Raw genomic sequence first — 16,993 nt, 5'->3', positions numbered from 1 at the left:
GCGGCTCTCGGGGCGCCCGGCAGGTTGGCGCCCGGCACGGTCTGCCGTACCGGGGCCCACCGGTCAGCAGCGTGTCGACGGCCCTGCCGAGAGCCCGGCCGACCGTCGCGCGCAGCGACCGCCAGCGCGGTACGAGGAAGCCCTCGGAAGGGGGCGGCGGGCCACCACGGTCGTACGTCAGGGGTTGCTGGATCTCCCACACGCCAGGTGCAACGCCGGGTAGGGCATTTGGGGTACGCGTCGGAGCGACGGACACCACGGACGAGCGCCCCCGAGCGAAAGGCCCGGGCCGAGAGCCCCAGTCGAAAGCCCTCGGCCGAAGCCGTCAGTCGAAGCCGTCAGTCGAAGTCCCCGCGCACCTCGGAGTTGCGCCGCCAGGCGCGCGGCGCACGCCACCCCTTGTGCAGCGCGAGCACCCGGAACGCGAACGCGAACACCGCCGCTGCCGTCGCCGTGTACGCGTTGAAATTCCCGGTCTCCACCAAGACCGCGACCAGTGCCGCACCCACCAGCGCCGGAACGGTGTAGATCTCCCGGTCCCAGCGCAGCAGCACCGGCACCTCGCGGGCCAGCACGTCGCGGATCGCGCCGCCGCCGACCGCCGTCGTGATGCCGAGCGCGGTGGCCTGCACCGGCCCGAGCCCGTACGCGAACGCCTTGGCCGTACCGGTCACGCAGAACAGCCCCAGGCCCGCCGCGTCGAAGATGTCGATCGTGCGGCTGATCCGCTCGACCTGCGGGTGCAGGAAGAAGACCAGGCCCGCGGCGAACAGCGGGGTGCTGAAGTAGCCCAGGTCGTCGAACGCGGCCGGCGGCACGTCGCCGATGATCAGGTCGCGGATGACACCGCCGCCGAGCGCCGTCACTTCGGCGAGCAGCACGATCCCGATCACGTCGAAGTTCTTGCGCACCGCCATGAGCGCGCCCGCGACCGCGAAGACGAAGATGCCGGTGAGATCGAGGACCTGCTGGACGTTGTGGCTGTAGATCTCCTGGATCTCCTGTGGCGGCATGCCGGAAATTGTGCCTTGTCCGATCTTGTGCCCCAGGTAGCCTCACGGGCATGGATGCCCGACTTCGCGCGCTCTGCGACCTGACCATGACCGCCGCCCGCGAGGGGGCCGGCCTGCACGAATACGACGGCAGAATCCAGGACCTCTCCCCCGACGGCGTGCGTGCCGGGCTGGCCGCCCTGGGCGGGGGCGCCGAGGGCGTGACGCGCGAGGATCCGCACGACGAGGCGCATCTGTCGGCGTTCGAGGACCACACGCGCGTGGCATACGGCGACCTCGAACTGCACCGCCGCAATCCGGTCCCGCATCTCGAAAACCTCGAACTGGCTTTCTATGACAAGGAATACGCGCCCGAGGCGGAGCGCGCCGAGGCTCGTACGCGCCACGTCGCCCAGTGGCCCGACGCGGTCGACATGGCCTTGGAGTCCCTCGACCGCGTATCGGCTCCGGTCGCGAAGGCGACGCTCGGCGCCGCGCGCGGGCAGGCCGCGGCCATCCGTCCCGACGACGGCGAGAACGGTACGCGCGCGCTCGCCGCACTCGAACGCCTCGTCGCCCACCTGGAGCGCGCCGCCGAGCACGGCGACCCCGACCCGGCCCTCGGCGGCGCGGCGCTCGCGCGGCTGATGGGGTCGGGCGAGGCGCTGACGGTCGACCTCGGCCGGCTCGCGGAGCGCGCGGACGCGGAACGCGACCGGCTGCGCGGCATGTTGGCCGAGGCGTGCAGGGCGTACGACCCCTCCCGCACGCCCGCGGAACTGGTCCCGGCGCTGCTCGCCGACCACCCGGACGCCGACGGCATTCTGGCGGAGGCGCGGGCGCAGACGGCCGAGGTCATCGAGTTCAGCCGCGCGAAGAAGCTCGCGCCCTACCTCGACGGCGTGTGCGAGGTGGGGCCGGCGCCGGAGTCCATGCGCTGGGCCATGGCGATGATGTCGTGGAACGCGCCGGGCGAAGCCGAGGCGCCGTCCTGGTACTTCGTGACCCCGCCGGACCCGTCCTGGCCCGCCGAGGAGATCGAGGAGTGGCTGACGATCTTCAGCCGCACCACGCTCCCGGCCATCACGGTGCACGAAGTGGCGCCCGGGCACTTCGCGCACGGGCGTGCGCTGCGGCGCGCGCCGTCGGACGTACGCCGGGTGTTGCACTCGTCGTCGTTCGCCGAGGGCTGGGCGCACTACATCGAGGAAGTGTGCCTGGAAGAGGGCTTCCGCGCGGACGACCCGCGCTATGCGATCGGCATGTGCCTGGAGGCGCTGCTCCGCGTGACGCGCCTGGCGGCGGCGATCGGGCTGCACACCGGCGCGATGGACGTCGAGGAGGCCACGCGGCGCTTCATGGCGGATGCGTACGTCGCCCGCGCGGGTGCCGCGAGCGAGGCGCGGCGCGGCACGTTCGACCCGAACTACGGCTGCTACACGTGGGGCAAGCTGGCCCTCCAGGACCTGCGCGAGAACGCCCGGTCGACGTGGGGCGCCGGCTTCACGCTGGAGCGCTTCCACACCGCGCTGCTCGACCTGGGCAGCCCTCCCCTGGGCCTGATCGGCACGGCGGTCGAACGGGGCTGACGCCCCGTCACGGTCAGCGGCCCGGGTAGCCCGTCGGCGGCTGCCCCGCGTACCGCGCGAGGCCGGCCTGCTGCTGCTCGGGGGCCATGCGGCCGGTCGCGACCGCCCACCACTGCGAGATGGTGGCGAGCTTGACGTCGAAATCGGGGTCGTTCGCGCCGCCACCGGTGGCGGGCACATGGAGGCGTACCCGGCGCCCGCTGACCAGGGTCAGGCGTACGCCGCGCGTACCGAGCAGCGATTTGGCCTCGACATTGGCGATGTCCTGCCACGCGAGCCGTCGCGTGCGGAGACCGACCGCGGTCAGCCCGTCGGCGTGCACCACGGTGGAGAAGCGCGCACTCCAGAAGAACAACGCGACCTGCAGCACGGCCAGGACCAGGAAGAAGTAGCTCTCCTCGATGATCAGCATGTAGACGCCCAGCAGGGCGAAGACGATCCCCAGCACAAGCCACATGAAGCGTTGCCTCAGGCCGAGGACCATCCGGATCTCATGCATGCGGGAACCTTGTCAGAACCGTTACCTCACAGGAAAGACCGGGTCTGCTCTCGCATCCACTTTGCGACGGGATCGTACGGATCGTCGAGTGCGACCGAGGAGATGTCGATGCCCTGCAGCATGCCCGCGGCACGGGCCATGGCCTGCTTCATGCGGTCGACGGTCGCGGGGTCGTTGTCCGCGAGACGGGTCCCTATCACGATGCGCGGCGCTCCGAGCGCCGGCTCCACGTAGGCGCGGTGCGCGGCGCGTACGACGCCGGAGGCCCCGAGCTCGGCCGTGAGGACCGCCCAGAACGCCGAGTCGTCGAGCGCCGGTTCGCCGACGCGCACCGGCCCGGGCATGAGCTTGTCGAGCCCCCCCACGATGCGCCGCAGATCCAGGTACGGCACCCCGACCCCGCCGCCTTGCATGTGCGGGTTGAGCCACAGGCCCCACTGGTCGGGATACAAGGTCGCGGCTATCTCCCGGACCGCGTGCACCTCCCAGCCCCGGTCCCAGCGGCTCTCGTGCAGTTGGCCCTCGGAGGTGAACGCCGGGGCGTAGCGCGACCCGTGCACCTCCATGTTCCCGTATTGCGCGTCGGGGCTGCCCGGTTCGCCCTGCCACAGGAGCATCCAGACGTGGCCGCGGGCAAGGCATTCCAACAGCCGCTCGTACGCCTCGTAGTCCTGCGGCGCGACCTGCCGCAGAGCGTGCTCGACCTCGTTGCCGGGGTTACCGGTAAACGTCACGATGCCCTCCCCTTGCGCTGCGTGACGACGTGCTCATGGTAGGCCGGAGACCCCGGCGCCCACCGCCCCGTACGACCGTGACGAGCGCGCGAGGGCGAATCCCGGACCAGGTCGTGTCTGCTAAAAGGGGCGTTCGTAGAAGGGGCGCACGGACTCCAGCATCCAGTCCCCCACCGGGTCCTGCGCCAGATCGATCAGCACGAGGTTGACCGGCCACGGCGTACCCGCCCGGCCGACCGCGCGTTCCAGCGCGCCGATCGCCATGCGGCGGTCCTCCTCTTGCCAACGGTCCAGTTCGACGCCGATGAACAGGGACGGCGCGTCGCTCTCGACGAATCCGAGGGCGCGCCGGGCGGTCAGCACGACGTGCGTCGCGGCGAACTCCTCGGCCGCGGCCGCGAGCAGGACGTACGGCTCCTCCTCCGGCGCCGGCTCGATCAGCGTGACGCGCGCACCCGTCGCGCCCGCGCCCGGCACGCGCGCGAGTTCCAGCACGCCGTCCGGCGGAATCGGGATGCCCACCTCGCCGCCGGGGTTCACGGCCATGCCCACATGCGGCGGCAGGCCGCGCGCGAACTCGCGTACCGGCGCGACGGTGAACGCCATCGGCCCCGCGACGCGGCGGAACTGCTCCTCCGAGCTGAACACCGGGACGAACGGCGCTCCGGCTATCTCCGTGGTGGGCAGCGTCAGTTCGGCGTCGTGCGGGCCGCCTCCGGCGGGCAGCGGCACCCACACCTCGGCCTCCGCCAGCGCGTCGATCAGCTCACCGGTGCGCGACGGGTCCTGCATCGCGGCCACGAGGCAGCGTTCGACGTGGTTCGCCGGGAAGGCCACGGCCACCTCCTGAGTGCGATCGGATCAATCGCCAGCCTAGGCCGTGCCAGGACACGAAAACGGCGGGACCCCGCACGATTGCGAAGCCCCGCCGAGTCGTCCGACGGCTCGGGCCGACTGTTCAGGCCGACTGTTCAGGCCCGATGCTCAGGCCGATCCCTCGGGCCGACGCGTTGCCGCCGGGGAACGCTACGAAAGCAGCGTTGCCTCAAGCGTGATCGGCGCACCGGCGAGCGCCTTGCTGACCGGGCAGTTCTCCTTGGCGTTCTGCGCCGCGGCCTGGAAGTCCTCCTCGGACAGGCCCGGTACGCGCGCCTGCACCTTGAGCACGATCCCGGTGATGCCCTCGCCCGGCTGGAACGTCACGTTCGCCTCGGTGTCGACCGACTCCGGCGGCGTGCCGGCGCCCGCGAGCCCGTGCGACAGAGCCATCGAGTAGCACGAGGAGTGCGCGGCGGCGATGAGTTCCTCGGGGCTGGTCTTGCCGTTGGCCGCCTCCGCGCGCGAGGGCCACGAGACGTCGTACGTCCCCACGCCGGACGAGTCGAGCGACACGGTTCCGGCGCCGCCGATCAGCGCGCCCTTCCAGTGGGTCGTGGCAGTGCGCGTGGTCGCCATGGGCGAACCTCCCTGTACGTACGGTGGTTGGACGCCGCCCACGCTAGCAATGCCGGGGTCGGCAGGCTCATTGGAGAATCCTCCGACACGCCCCGCACCACCCACGCCCGATACCGATAGCATGCGCGCACAACTTCACACCGGCCCTCGACCCCACGCGGGAGAGCCCTCTTTCACCTGCGCCCTTGCGGCGGCCGGTGGCGGGGCGCCGAAGGAGCAATTCCTCCCCCGGAAACTCTCAGGCCCAAGTACCGCGCGGGTGAGGCGACTCTGGAAAGCAGTCCCGTGCCGTACGGCGGGACTCACCCACGGTGCAAGCCGCCGTCCGCGCCCGCGATCACTTCCGCGGGAGGCGCGACCGCGCGTGAAGCTCTCAGGTCCATGACAGAGGGGGAGGCGACCCACCCGCTGGTGCGGCGTACAGCAGTGCGCACCGCACACCGCCGAGGGAGCCCCCTGTTGGACCGTTCACCCCACCCTGTGCGCTGCCGCGTACCCGCTGCCGTGCGCCCGCGCGTGCACACGACTTCGGACGAACCGGTACGAAATCATGGCGTTCGGGACCATCACACCCGCGAGGAGTCCAGCCGATGACGTCCAATCAGGCCGCCCACGAAGAACGCCCCGAAGGACGCGCCGAGGAGCGCGCGCAGGAACGCCGCACGCCGCTCGACGCCGTCCACGACGCACTCGGCGCGACGATGACCGACTTCGCCGGCTGGCGCATGCCGCTGCGCTACGGCAGCGAGAGCGCCGAACACCGCGCGGTACGCGAGGCCGCCGGGCTCTTCGATCTGACCCACATGGGCGAGATCGCCGTGACCGGCCCCGAGGCCGCCCGCGCGCTCGACCACGCCCTGGTCGGCTTCATCTCGAAGATCGGTGTCGACCGCGCCCGGTACACGATGATCTGCGACGCCGACGGCGGCATCCTCGACGACCTGATCGTCTACCGCACCGGTGAGACGGAGTACCTCGTCGTCGCCAACGCCTCGAACGCGCCCCTCGTGGCCGCCGAACTCACCGCCCGGGCCGCCGGGTTCGACGCGGTCGTCACGGACCGCTCGGCGGACTACGCGCTGCTGGCCGTCCAGGGGCCGCACGCCGTCGCGATCCTCGCGCCGCTCACCGACCTCGATCTCGCGCAGGTCAAGTACTACGCCGCGGACCGCGCGGTGGTCGCCGGCGTCGACGTCCTGCTCGCCCGCACCGGCTACACCGGCGAGGACGGCTTCGAGCTGTTCTGCGCGCCCGACGACGCCAAGCGCCTGTGGACGTCGCTGGCCGAGGTCGGCACCGAGCACGGCATGATCCCCGCCGGCCTGTCCTGCCGCGACACGCTGCGCCTGGAGGCCGGCATGCCGCTGTACGGGCACGAGCTCACGACGTCGGTGACGCCGTACGAGGCCAACCTCGGCCGCGTCGTACGCCTCGACAAGCCCGAGGACTTCGTCGGCCGCGACGCGCTCGCGGCCCGGGAGAAGGAAGGGCCGCGCGCGACGCTCGTCGGCCTGCGGTCGCCGGGGCGGCGCGTGCCGCGCGCCGGGTACGCCGTACTCGACCCGGCCACGAAGCAGCCGGTCGGCGAGGTCACCTCCGGTGCCCCGTCGCCCACCCTGGGTGCGCCGATCGCGATGGCGTACGTACCTCTCGAGCACGCCGAGCCGGGCACCCGGCTCGCGATCGACATCCGTGGGACCGCCGAACCCGTCGAGGTCGTGGCACTGCCCTTCTACAAGCGGCAGTAGCCTGCCCGCCGGCCTCGGACACGGCTTGCCCTTGCCCTCACCCGGATGATTCGGGTGATTCGGGCGATGACAAAACGCGCCAAACACCGGCAAGAACCCCCTGCGGATCAGCGACCCTCGCAATGAATGGAGAATGGACCCGTGAGCGCACCCCAGAACCTGCTCTACAGCAAGGACCACGAGTGGCTGACGACGGACGGGAACCCGGCCGTCATCGGCATCTCGAAGCACGCCGCCGACGCCCTCGGTGACGTGGTCTTCGTTCAGCTCCCCGAGGTCGGCGCGCGGGTGACCGCGGGCGAGCCCTGCGGCGAACTCGAGTCGACGAAGTCCGTGAGCGACATCTTCGCCCCCGCCGACGGCGAGGTCGTCGAGGTCAACGCCGCGGTCGTCGAGGACCCGAGCCTGGTCAATTCCGACCCGTACGGCGAGGGCTGGCTCGTCAAGGTGCAACTCGACACCCCGGCCGCCGAGGTCGGCGGCCTGATGTCCGAAGCCGAGTACAACGCCTTCACCGGCGCCTGAGCCCCGATCGAGGAGCTGACCCACCGTGACGATCCTGGACCGTCCGCTGGCCGAGGTGGACCCTGAGGTCGCCGCCGCCGTCGCCGACGAGCTGCACCGCCAGCAGTCGACCCTGGAGATGATCGCCTCCGAGAACTTCGCGCCGGTCGCGGTTCTGGAGGCCCAGGGCTCGGTGCTGACCAACAAGTACGCCGAGGGCTACCCGGGCCGCCGCTACTACGGCGGCTGCGAGTACGTCGACGTGGTCGAGAACCTGGCGATCGAGCGCATCAAGGCGCTGTTCGGCGCCGAGGCGGCGAACGTGCAGCCGCACTCGGGCGCGCAGGCGAACGCCGCCGTCTACTTCGGCCTGCTGCAGACCGGCGACACCGTGCTCGGCCTGGACCTCGCCAACGGCGGGCACCTGACGCACGGCATGAAGCTCAACTTCTCCGGCAAGCAGTACAACATCGTCTCCTACAAGGTGGACGCGGCCGGCCTGGTCGACATGACCGAGGTCGAACGCCTCGCCAAGGAGCACCGGCCGAAGATGATCGTCGCGGGCTGGTCGGCGTACCCGCGCCAGCTGGACTTCGCGGAGTTCCGCCGCATCGCGGACGAGGTCGGCGCGTACCTCTGGGTCGACATGGCGCACTTCGCGGGCCTGGTGGCCGCGGGCCTGCATCCCAGCCCGGTGCCGCACGCGCACATCGTCACCACGACGACCCACAAGACCCTCGGCGGCCCGCGCGGCGGCGCGATCCTCGCCACCGAGGAGCTGATCAAGAAGATCAACTCGGCGGTCTTCCCGGGCCTCCAGGGCGGCCCCCTCGAACACGTCATCGCCGCAAAGGCGGTGGCCTTCAAGGTCGCCGCGGGCGACGAGTTCAAGGACCGCCAGGCCCGCACCCTCGCCGGCGCGAAGCTCCTGGCGGAGCGTCTGCTCGCCCAGGACGCGGCCGACGCCGGCATCAAGGTCCTGTCCGGCGGCACGGACGTGCACCTGGTGCTCGTCGACCTGGTCGACAACCACCTCAACGGCCGCGAGGCCGAGGACCGCCTCCACGAGGTCGGCATCACCGTCAACCGCAACGCGGTCCCCAACGACCCGCTGCCCCCGATGAAGACCTCCGGCCTGCGCATCGGCACCCCCGCACTCGCCACGCGCGGCTTCACCGACGACGACTTCCGCGAGGTCGCCGACGTCATCGTCGAAGCCCTGAAGCCGGACTTCGACGATGCCAAGCGCGAAGCGCTCCGCGCCCGCACCGCCACCCTGGCCGCCAAGCACCCGCTGTACCCGAACCTGTGACCCCCGCGGATTCCTGATTCGCCCTTTGATGGGCCCGCTCCCCCAACGAGCGGGCCCATCAAGCATTTCGGGAGCAAGGCGACGGTGGCCAAGGGCTGGGAAGCGCCACGAGGCCACCTCCACCAGGGGTAGCGCTCTGCGGGTAATGGCGTGACCCGCCGACAGCGGGTTGACCAGCACCCAGAACCACACGGTCGAGATCACGCCGAGCGCGGTGGCGAACGCCAGGCACTCGCGCGGCGACACCAGTTGTGGTATGGGGGTTCCGCGCGCCCCTTTGCCGTCACCCCGAGCCGGTGCCGCGTCCTGGTCTCACCCCGTGCCCGTCCCTCTCCGGCCCCGCCCTGAGCCCGTGCCCCCTCCCGGCTCTCACCCCGTGGCCGTGCCCCACCCCTTCCGGACCCGAGACCAACAGCGGAACAACCCCTAGTCAAGGCTGAACACCCCCGAGACAACGGCGGAACACCCCGCACCAGGGCGATTCCCGGTCGACGCGGCCGTTCAAGCGGAGCACTCGTGGCATTCAGCCCTTGGGAAGGGTGTGGCGCTTTTGTTTGAGTGCGGCCGTAGCACAAAATCGCGTGGCTGCGCTCGTTGCTCGCTCCGCCACGCGATTTCGCACTCCGACCGCTGACTTTCCTTCACCTCCACTCGCTTCGCTCCCTCCGGCGCAGGAAAGTCTGACTGGCGGCCTCCGGCCGCTCTCCTCGCTGCGCTCGTCGATCACACGTGGACATACCTCCTCCTCCCGGCGGCCTCCGGCCGCGAAGGGATGGGGCACCATCACGAGGCGGACCGCCCCGTGGGGGTTTGCCTCAACCGGCAAGTCCCGGGGCACACACCCGGCCGCGTGCAGGTGGGACGCCGCCGCCTGGTCGACCGCCGGGAAATGCCGTGAAGGCGGGGCGCCGCGCGCGCTACGTTTTGTGCATGGGCAGGGATGATCGAGCGGGCGAGCCGGACCGCGGTGGGGTTGCGGAATCCGTACCCGCTTCCGCGTCCTCGGCGGCGGAGGCGGCAACTCCCGCTCCCGCGCGGGAGCGCGCTGCGCTTGTCAGTCGGCTCGCGGCCGAGATCGCCGCGCAGGATCGCGAGTTGTTGGATCGGCTCGCGTAGGACGACGGTCCGCTGCCGGTATCCGTACCGCCGCCTGCGCCTGACACCCGCTGCCCTGTACTCCCCACTCCGCCCCTCGGAGCCGTCATGACCTCGATCGACTCCCTCTCCGCCGACGAACTGCTGCTGGTCGCCCGAGAGGCATTCGGTGACGTCCCGCAGGTTCGCGACCGCGGGCTCGTCGAAGGTGCCAGTGCGCGGCCGAGTACCTCTGTGTTCGGCGCGGACGCGTATCCCGGGGTCTGGGACAAAGCCGCTGCTCTGTTGCACTCCGTCGCGCGTGACCATGCGCTCGTGGACGGGAACAAGCGGACGGCCTGGGTGGCCGCGCGGGTGTTTCTGGCGCTCAACGGCGTGCCCGCGGTGCCTGTCGATGTGGATCGGGCGGAGGCGTTCGTCGTGGCGGTGACGACCGGGGCGCTCGCAGACACCGGGGAGATCGGCGTACGGCTTCGTGCCCTTTATCGGGGCGGGGCAGGGGCGGGGGCAGGAGTCGGGACGTGATCGGGCCCTGGCTGCGGCGCGTGTGGCGGTACACGCGGTGCGGCCAGGGCCCCACGATTGCGGTGCGGGATGCGGGTCAGCGGGCGACGAACTTCGCCTTGCCGGGGCCGCTTTCGACGAAGCTCTTCATGCCGATCGCCCGGTCCTCGGTGGCGAACAGGCCGGTGAACTGCATGCGTTCGATCTCAAGGCCGGAGTCGAGGTCCGTCTCCAGGCCGCGGTCGATGGCCTCCTTGGCGGCGCGGAGCGCGTACGCCGGGCCGTTGGCGAACTGCGCCGCCCACGCGAGCGCCGCCTCGTAGACCTCAGCCGGCGCCACGACGCGGTCGACGAGGCCGATCTCCAGGGCCTCCTGCGCGTCGACGAAACGGCCGGAGTAGATCAGGTCCTTGGCCTTCGCGGGCCCGACCAGGCGCGGCAGGCGCTGCGAGCCGCCGGCGCCGGGGATGATGCCGAGCAGGATCTCCGGCTGGCCGAGCTTCGCGTTGTCGGCGCACACGCGGAAGTCCGCGCAGAGCGCGAGTTCGCAGCCGCCGCCGAGGGCGTACCCGGTGATCGCGGCGATGACCGGCTTGGGGATCCGCGCGACGGCGGTGAAGGCGGACTGGAGGGCGGCGCCGCGGTCAACCATGTCGGTGTACGTCATGGCCTCCATCTCCTTGATGTCCGCCCCCGCGGCGAAGACCTTCTCGCCGCCATACACGACGACAACGCGTACGTCGGCCCGTTCGGAGGCTTCCTGGGCGACCGCCCGGAGCTCCTCCTGCAGCTGTACGTTCAGCGCGTTCATCGGCGGCCTGGCCAGCCGGATCGTTCCGATTCCGTCGGCCACTTCAAGGTTCACGAACTCGCCCACGTTTGCTCCTTCTCTGCGCGGCTCAGCACGGCTCAGCACGGTTGCGGCCAGCGTTTGTTGCCTGCCCGCAGCCGACAATACGGCCACGCGCGCGGAAGGGTGGGGCGGGGCCGCGCCGCCACGGCGTGCCAGCGGTGTGCCTGGCGTGGCCGGCGTGCCTGACAGACGTGCCGGTCGCGCCGGGGCCGGCGTCGCGCCCGAAAAGCCGCCGGGATCCGCGGGTCCTCCCGAGCGGGGTGGATCTGCGGATCCCGGCGGTGCCTTGCATCAGCCCGTCGACCTGTCGATCCGTGGGCCCGTCAGGTCGTGCCCGTCAGAGCGCGGAGCCCTGGGTCCAGGCCTCCCAGGTGAGGTTCCAGGCGCCGTAGCCGTTGTCCGGGGACACGACGCGCTCCTTGGCGTTCACGACGTCGACGATGTCGCCCGGCATGGCCGCGTTGTCGTAGAACCACTTGGCGTTGTCGGGAGTCATACTGATGCACCCGTGGCTGACGTTCTGCGAGCCGAACGTCGACGGCGGCGACCAGTAGTTGCCGTGTACGAAGGTGCCGGACGTGGTGATCCGGACCGCCGACGGCACGTCGTCGATGTCGTACTCGGAGCCGAGGCCGACCGTCTGGGAGTTCATCCGGGTCTTGACGTACTTCTCCATCACGACCATCTTGCCGCCCCACGTGGCGTACGCGGGGATCTCACCGGTGGTGACCGGGATGGTCTTGACCAGCGCGTCGTTCTTGTAGACCTTCATCGTCTTGGTGTTGACGTCGACGACGCTGACGGTCTTGGTGTCGCTGATCTTGAAGCCGAAGCTCTTGAACTGCTCGAACATGGCGCCGTTCCCGGCGTCTATTCCGCGCAGGTTCAGGTCGACCTTCACCGACGTGCCGGTCGCCCAGTAGTCCTTCGGGCGATAGTCGACGCGCTGGTTGCCGAACCAGTGCCACGAGCCCTCGACGGCCGGGGACGCGGTGACCTTCAGCGCCGCCTCGACCTTCGCGCGGTCCTTGACCGGCTTGTTGAACTTGATCGATATCGGCTGCCCGACGCCGACGGTGGTGCCGTCGTCCGGGAAGAAGCTCGCGGTGATCTTGTTGTCGTTGCTCAGCGTGGTGAACGTCGTCGTCGACGTCGTCGGCTGGTCTTCCTTGTTCTTGGCGACCGCGGTGACGGTGTACTTCGACCCGAACGTGAACGGGACCTTGGGCTTCCAGGTCTTGCCGTCGGCGTCCAGGGCGCCGTCGACCTGCTCGTTGCGGGCGTTGATCACCTTGACGCTGTCGAGCTTGTCCTCGGGGCCGACCTCGACCACGACCACGCTGCCGACCTCGACGCCCGTGGCCAGGTCGGCGGGGGTGACCGTGACACGGGCGGGGTCGGCCTTGGCCGGGGCGTTGGTGCCGCCGGTCGTACCGCCGTTGCCGGACGAACCGCCCGAGGCGCCTGAGCCGCCGGACGAACCTCCGCTTCCGTCCGACTTCTTGCCGCCGCCTCCGCTGCACGCGGTCAGAACCAGCATGGCACCGAGGAGCAGCGCCACGAGGTGGCGCCAGTTTGGTCGACCTGGGGGCGGCTTCGGTGCTCGGGACATGTACTGGCTTCCCTTCACGTACGGGTGGATCCGGGGGGAGAAACGGCCCGTCGCGCTTGCACGCGTTGAGCCATTCGTCGTTTAGACGTCATGCACACACCTTCGGTTGCCTCCCGGGGGTATACGTAACCGAATCGGAACGATCACCGACGGCGGTCCGCTTCGATCAACGCGCTGACCAGCGCGGGGTCGTCGGCATCGGTGGCGCCGCCACTACTTCGGGTGATCCGGCCCGGCAGAAGGACCACGTCATAGCCTCCCCTGTCAGGCGATATCCGCTCATCCTCAACAACCGTGATAATCCTGGTCAGCCCGGTGTCTTCCGCCGCCTCCAGCAGCCAGTCCCAGGTGTCGAGTGGACCGCCGGATCCCTCCGGGCCCGTGTCGAGGTGCACGACTGTGTGGGCGCCTTCGAGCACCGCGCCCAGGCGCAACGGATCCGACAGGTCGCCCACCGAGACGCGCACCCCCGCCGCCCGCAGCGCCGGCGCGTACGCCCGGTCGCGTACGACCGCCCGCAGGTCGGGCACGCCGAGCTCCACGAGCGCGAGGACGAGCGCCCCGCCCAATGGGCGGTCGGCTCCGATCACGACGACGGGCATGCGGCAACGGTACCTGCCGGGGCAATCGTGAAGGTTTGGTGCGTACTGCAGCGCGGGCTCGCCGCGCACGCCCTGCGCGCCTGTTGTGCGCCGTACGAATCGAGTTGAAGCACGATTGCGCGCTCCGCCAAACGTGACAGACGTTCATGACTTATCTACAAAGTCACTGGATGCCGCAGAACGGGTTAATTTGCCACGGGAATCGGGCGCGGGGCGTATCCCCGGTCGGGGGCTCTCGTTGGGGGATGGGGCTTCCAGATCACTCGCACGAGCGAACACCGCCTCAGCGGTTGGATTTTCGGTCACCTGTTGCGACAAGTTGGTCACACGACGTCGCCATGCCGGGACGGGGCCGGCCGGCCTCTCCGGCGACACGAACCCAACTCCCGGGCCCCGCCCACCAAGCGGGGCCCCGCTGTCTCACGGAGGACTCTCATGAAGCGCATCCTCGGCACCCTCGCCGTCGCCCCGCTCGCGGCCGGCCTGCTCATCCTCGGTGCCGGTGCCGCCGTGGCCGACAACGGCGCGGACGCCGACAACGGGTCCACCTCGACCGCATCCACCACGACCACCTCGACGTCGACCACGTCCAACTCCGGCAGCGGCAACGTCAGCGGCGGCGTGGACGGCAACTACAACGCCACGCAGCAGAGCGCCAACGGCTCCGGCGCCACCAACCAGAACAACACGGCCGGAGTGAAGGACAACGGCGGCGTCGTCGTCATCGAGCAGGGCAACAACAGCAACGGCCAGTCGCAGCAGGGCACCTGGGGCGGGTTCTTCCCGTTCTGGTTCTAGGCCCGGACCCGAGACGGGCCTGATCGCCTAAGGAGTCCCGCCGCGCAGTCGCTGCGCTTTGCTCACGTCGGCCCGGTGGTGTCCACGACGCCACCGGGCCACCCCTTGGTGCCGTACGAGACCGCCCGGACCGGGTGTTCGCTCGCTTTCCCGGCATCAATCTCGCAATCCGCCTTTAGTCCCATCCGTCACCGAGCCTTTGGCCTGTGCTCCGAAGGGGAACACCCTGCGTAGCGACCACGGGCGGCACGACGGCGGGGAGGGCGAAGCCATGGCACGCAAGGGGGAGGCCACGACACGTCGGCTCGGGCTGTTCCGGCCCAAGCCCGCGTACCCCACCGCCGGCCCGCCGGCCGGAAGTACCGCGGGTGCGCGGGCGTATCCGAACGGCCGGATGGACCCGCCGTGGCCCGGCCGCAGACTCCCGCTCGGCGCCCGGCACGACGGCGCGGGCACCAACTTCGCCCTGTGGGCGGGCGGCGCCGAGGCCGTCGACCTGTGCCTGTTCGACGAGGCGGCGGACGGCACCCTGCGCGAGACCCGCCTGCCGCTCACCGACCAGACCTTCCACGTCTGGCACGGCTACCTCCCCGGCATCGGCCCCGGGCAGCGGTACGGCTTCCGCGTGCACGGCCCCTGGGAGCCCTGGCGCGGCGCCCGCTGGAACCCCGCCAAGCTGCTGCTCGACCCGTACGCCCGGGCGATCGACGGCCTGTTCGTCCTCGACGACGCCGTCTTCGGGCACGTGCGCGGCGGCGCCGACGACGTGCTGGACAGCCGGGACTCCGCCCCTTTCGTGCCCAAGTCCGTGGTCGTCCACGACGACTTCGACTGGTCCGACGACCGCCGCCCCAAGATCCCCTGGGCCGAGACGGTCATCTACGAACTGCACGTCAAAGGCTTCACCGCGCGGCACCCGGGCATCCCCGACGAGCTCCGGGGCACGTACGCCGGCCTCGCCCACCCCGCCGCGATCGACCACCTCGTACGCCTCGGCGTCACCGCCGTCGAACTGCTGCCCGTGCACCACTTCGTCTCCGAGGAACACCTGCTGCGCGCCCGCGGCGGCAACTACTGGGGCTACAACTCGATCGGCTACTTCGCCCCGCACGCCGGCTACTCGTCGGCGGGCGGGCGCGGCGGCCAGGTCCACGAGTTCCGCCGCATGGTGCACGCGCTGCACGAGGCGGGCATCGAGGTGATCCTCGACGTCGTCTACAACCACACCGGGGAGGGCGGGCCGGGCGGGCCGACCCTGTGCTTCCGCGGCATCGACAACGCGGGGTACTACCGCCTGCGCGACGGTGGCCGCAACTACACCGACTACACGGGCTGCGGGAACACGCTCAACGTGCAGCAGCCGCACGTCCTCCAGCTCATCACGGACTCGCTGCGCTACTGGGTGACGGAGATGGGCGTCGACGGGTTCCGCTTCGACCTCGCCGCCGCACTGGCCCGCTCGATGCACGACGTGGACAAACTCTCGTCGTTCCTGACGGTCATCGGCCAGGACCCGGTCCTGTCGCGCGTGAAGCTCATCGCCGAGCCCTGGGACGTAGGGGAAGGCGGGTACCAGGTCGGCGGGTTCCCTCCGCTGTGGACGGAGTGGAACGACAAGTACCGGGACACCGTGCGCGACTTCTGGCGGGGTGCGCGGCCCGACGTGCGGGATCTCGCGTACCGGCTGTCCGGGTCGTCCGACCTCTACCAGGACGACGGGAGGCACCCGTACGCGTCGATCAACTACGTCACCGCCCATGACGGCTTCACGCTGCGCGACCTGGTGTCGTACGAACGCAAGCACAACGAGGCCAACGGCGAGGACAACCGCGACGGCACCAACGACAACCGTTCGTGGAACTGCGGCTACGAGGGGGAAACGCCCGACACCGCGGTCAACCTGCTGCGGCGTCGGCAACTGCGCAACATGATGACCACGCTGCTGCTGTCGACCGGCGTCCCGATGCTCGTCGCGGGCGACGAGTTCGGGCGCACGCAGCGCGGCAACAACAACGCCTACTGCCAGGACAACGAGCTGAGTTGGCTGGACTGGTCGGCACTGGACGACCCGCAGTGGCGCCCGCTGCTGGACCTCACGTCGCGCCTGATCAGACTGCGCCGCGCGCACCCGGTGCTGTGCCGCCGGGCGTTCTTCTCCGGCCGCCCGTCCTTTCCCGACGGCCTGCGCGACCTCGCCTGGTTCACCCCGACCGGCCGCGAGATGACCGAACGCGACTGGTTCTCGCCGACCGCGACCCTCGGGATGTACCTGTCCGGGCTCGACATCCGCCAACGCGGCCCGCGCGGCGAGCGCATCGTCGACGACAGCTTCCTGGTCATCCTGCACGCCTCGTCGCAGCCTATGCGCTTCATGCTGCCGGGCGAGCCGTGGGCGCACTCGTACGAGATCGTCCTCGACACCGCGCTCGACACCGACCCCATGGCCCGCTTCAACGAGCCGGTGCCCGGCGACACCGCCATCACCCTCACCGGCCGCTCGGCGATGCTGCTGCGCGTCGAGCACGCGGTATGGGCCCCGACCTGACGCGCGACGTGCCGGGGCAGCGGGTGCGCGGGCGGACCATCCGCTTCCCTGCTCGGCCGCGGCCCGTCGGGCGGAACACGGGCGTGCGTACGCCGCCGTAGGGCCCGTGAGGCATGCCCCGAAGAGGGATGTCACCCTGGTAGGGCAACGC

At 70.6% G+C, this 16,993-nt stretch carries 15 protein-coding genes, 1 pseudogene and 1 riboswitch; of the genes and pseudogenes, 7 read left to right on the top strand and 9 right to left on the bottom strand.

All coding sequences use genetic code 11. The annotated features are described in order from the left end of the window. Positions 1–338 precede the first annotated feature (338 nt). Complete coding sequence (locus tag ACWD12_RS35780; RefSeq protein WP_358349849.1) at positions 339–1,013, bottom strand: trimeric intracellular cation channel family protein; 675 nt, start codon at positions 1,011–1,013, stop codon at positions 339–341. Between the two features lie 50 nt (positions 1,014–1,063). On the opposite strand from ACWD12_RS35780, the gene ACWD12_RS35775 reads away from it, so the two are divergent. Next, positions 1,064–2,581, top strand: coding sequence for a DUF885 family protein (locus ACWD12_RS35775; RefSeq protein ID WP_450103091.1), 1,518 nt, complete (start codon positions 1,064–1,066; stop codon positions 2,579–2,581). Positions 2,582–2,594: 13 nt separating this feature from the next. On the opposite strand, the gene ACWD12_RS35770 is transcribed toward ACWD12_RS35775, so the two are convergent. The 4 genes from ACWD12_RS35770 to ACWD12_RS35755 form a co-directional block, all read right to left on the bottom strand. Further along, on the bottom strand, positions 2,595–3,080 hold the full coding sequence (locus tag ACWD12_RS35770; RefSeq protein ID WP_358349855.1) for a PH domain-containing protein: 486 nt from the start codon (positions 3,078–3,080) through the stop codon (positions 2,595–2,597). 26 nt (positions 3,081–3,106) lie between these two features. Further along, a complete protein-coding gene (locus tag ACWD12_RS35765) occupies positions 3,107–3,814 on the bottom strand; it encodes an enhanced serine sensitivity protein SseB C-terminal domain-containing protein (protein WP_358349858.1) in 708 nt (235 codons plus the stop codon). Between the two features lie 120 nt (positions 3,815–3,934). Continuing rightward, positions 3,935–4,657 (bottom strand): enhanced serine sensitivity protein SseB, encoded by a 723-nt coding sequence (locus tag ACWD12_RS35760; RefSeq protein ID WP_358349861.1) that lies wholly within the window; start codon positions 4,655–4,657, stop codon positions 3,935–3,937. Between the two features lie 183 nt (positions 4,658–4,840). Then, on the bottom strand, positions 4,841–5,269 hold the full coding sequence (locus ACWD12_RS35755) for an OsmC family protein (protein WP_358349863.1): 429 nt from the start codon (positions 5,267–5,269) through the stop codon (positions 4,841–4,843). Between the two features lie 148 nt (positions 5,270–5,417). Further along, a riboswitch (glycine riboswitch) is annotated at positions 5,418–5,533 on the top strand. Positions 5,534–5,859: 326 nt separating this feature from the next. On the opposite strand from ACWD12_RS35755, the gene gcvT reads away from it, so the two are divergent. The 3 genes from gcvT to glyA all read left to right on the top strand — a co-directional run bounded on the left by gcvT (position 5,860) and on the right by glyA (position 8,833). Beyond that, a complete protein-coding gene (gene gcvT, locus ACWD12_RS35750) occupies positions 5,860–7,017 on the top strand; it encodes a glycine cleavage system aminomethyltransferase GcvT (RefSeq protein ID WP_450103090.1) in 1,158 nt (385 codons plus the stop codon). 141 nt (positions 7,018–7,158) lie between these two features. Then, positions 7,159–7,542, top strand: a complete 384-nt coding sequence (gcvH, locus tag ACWD12_RS35745) for a glycine cleavage system protein GcvH (protein WP_358349868.1) — start codon at positions 7,159–7,161, stop codon at positions 7,540–7,542. 25 nt (positions 7,543–7,567) lie between these two features. Then, complete coding sequence (gene glyA, locus ACWD12_RS35740; protein WP_450103089.1) at positions 7,568–8,833, top strand: serine hydroxymethyltransferase; 1,266 nt, start codon at positions 7,568–7,570, stop codon at positions 8,831–8,833. Positions 8,834–8,989: 156 nt separating this feature from the next. Here glyA and ACWD12_RS35735 read toward each other — a convergent pair. Beyond that, positions 8,990–9,082: pseudogene (locus ACWD12_RS35735) on the bottom strand (heme o synthase); the annotation flags it as partial. 954 nt (positions 9,083–10,036) lie between these two features. Here ACWD12_RS35735 and ACWD12_RS35730 point away from each other — a divergent pair. Continuing rightward, entirely contained in the window at positions 10,037–10,453 is a 417-nt protein-coding gene (locus ACWD12_RS35730) for a type II toxin-antitoxin system death-on-curing family toxin (protein WP_450103088.1), read from the top strand. Positions 10,454–10,529: 76 nt separating this feature from the next. On the opposite strand, the gene ACWD12_RS35725 is transcribed toward ACWD12_RS35730, so the two are convergent. The 3 genes from ACWD12_RS35725 to ACWD12_RS35715 all read right to left on the bottom strand — a co-directional run bounded on the left by ACWD12_RS35725 (position 10,530) and on the right by ACWD12_RS35715 (position 13,499). Then, on the bottom strand, positions 10,530–11,297 hold the full coding sequence (locus ACWD12_RS35725) for an enoyl-CoA hydratase/isomerase family protein (protein ID WP_358349985.1): 768 nt from the start codon (positions 11,295–11,297) through the stop codon (positions 10,530–10,532). Between the two features lie 325 nt (positions 11,298–11,622). Beyond that, on the bottom strand, positions 11,623–12,897 hold the full coding sequence (locus ACWD12_RS35720; protein ID WP_450103087.1) for an Ig-like domain-containing protein: 1,275 nt from the start codon (positions 12,895–12,897) through the stop codon (positions 11,623–11,625). A 143-nt stretch (positions 12,898–13,040) separates the two neighbouring features. Further along, on the bottom strand, positions 13,041–13,499 hold the full coding sequence (locus tag ACWD12_RS35715; RefSeq protein WP_450103086.1) for an NAD(P)H-binding protein: 459 nt from the start codon (positions 13,497–13,499) through the stop codon (positions 13,041–13,043). A gap of 435 nt (positions 13,500–13,934) precedes the next feature. Here ACWD12_RS35715 and ACWD12_RS35710 point away from each other — a divergent pair, with 435 nt between their 5' ends. Continuing rightward, entirely contained in the window at positions 13,935–14,297 is a 363-nt protein-coding gene (locus tag ACWD12_RS35710; RefSeq protein ID WP_358349881.1) for a hypothetical protein, read from the top strand. 394 nt (positions 14,298–14,691) lie between these two features. Beyond that, positions 14,692–16,842 carry a glycogen debranching protein GlgX gene (gene glgX, locus ACWD12_RS35705; protein ID WP_450103115.1) on the top strand — a complete coding sequence of 717 codons (2,151 nt, stop codon included), beginning with the start codon at positions 14,692–14,694 and terminating at the stop codon, positions 16,840–16,842. The last annotated feature ends 151 nt before the right edge of the window (positions 16,843–16,993 follow it).

It is taken from the genome of Streptodolium elevatio (genome assembly GCF_053592165.1).
Note: the sequence above shows the minus strand (reverse complement) of the source record. Positions and strands in the feature narration are given on the sequence as shown.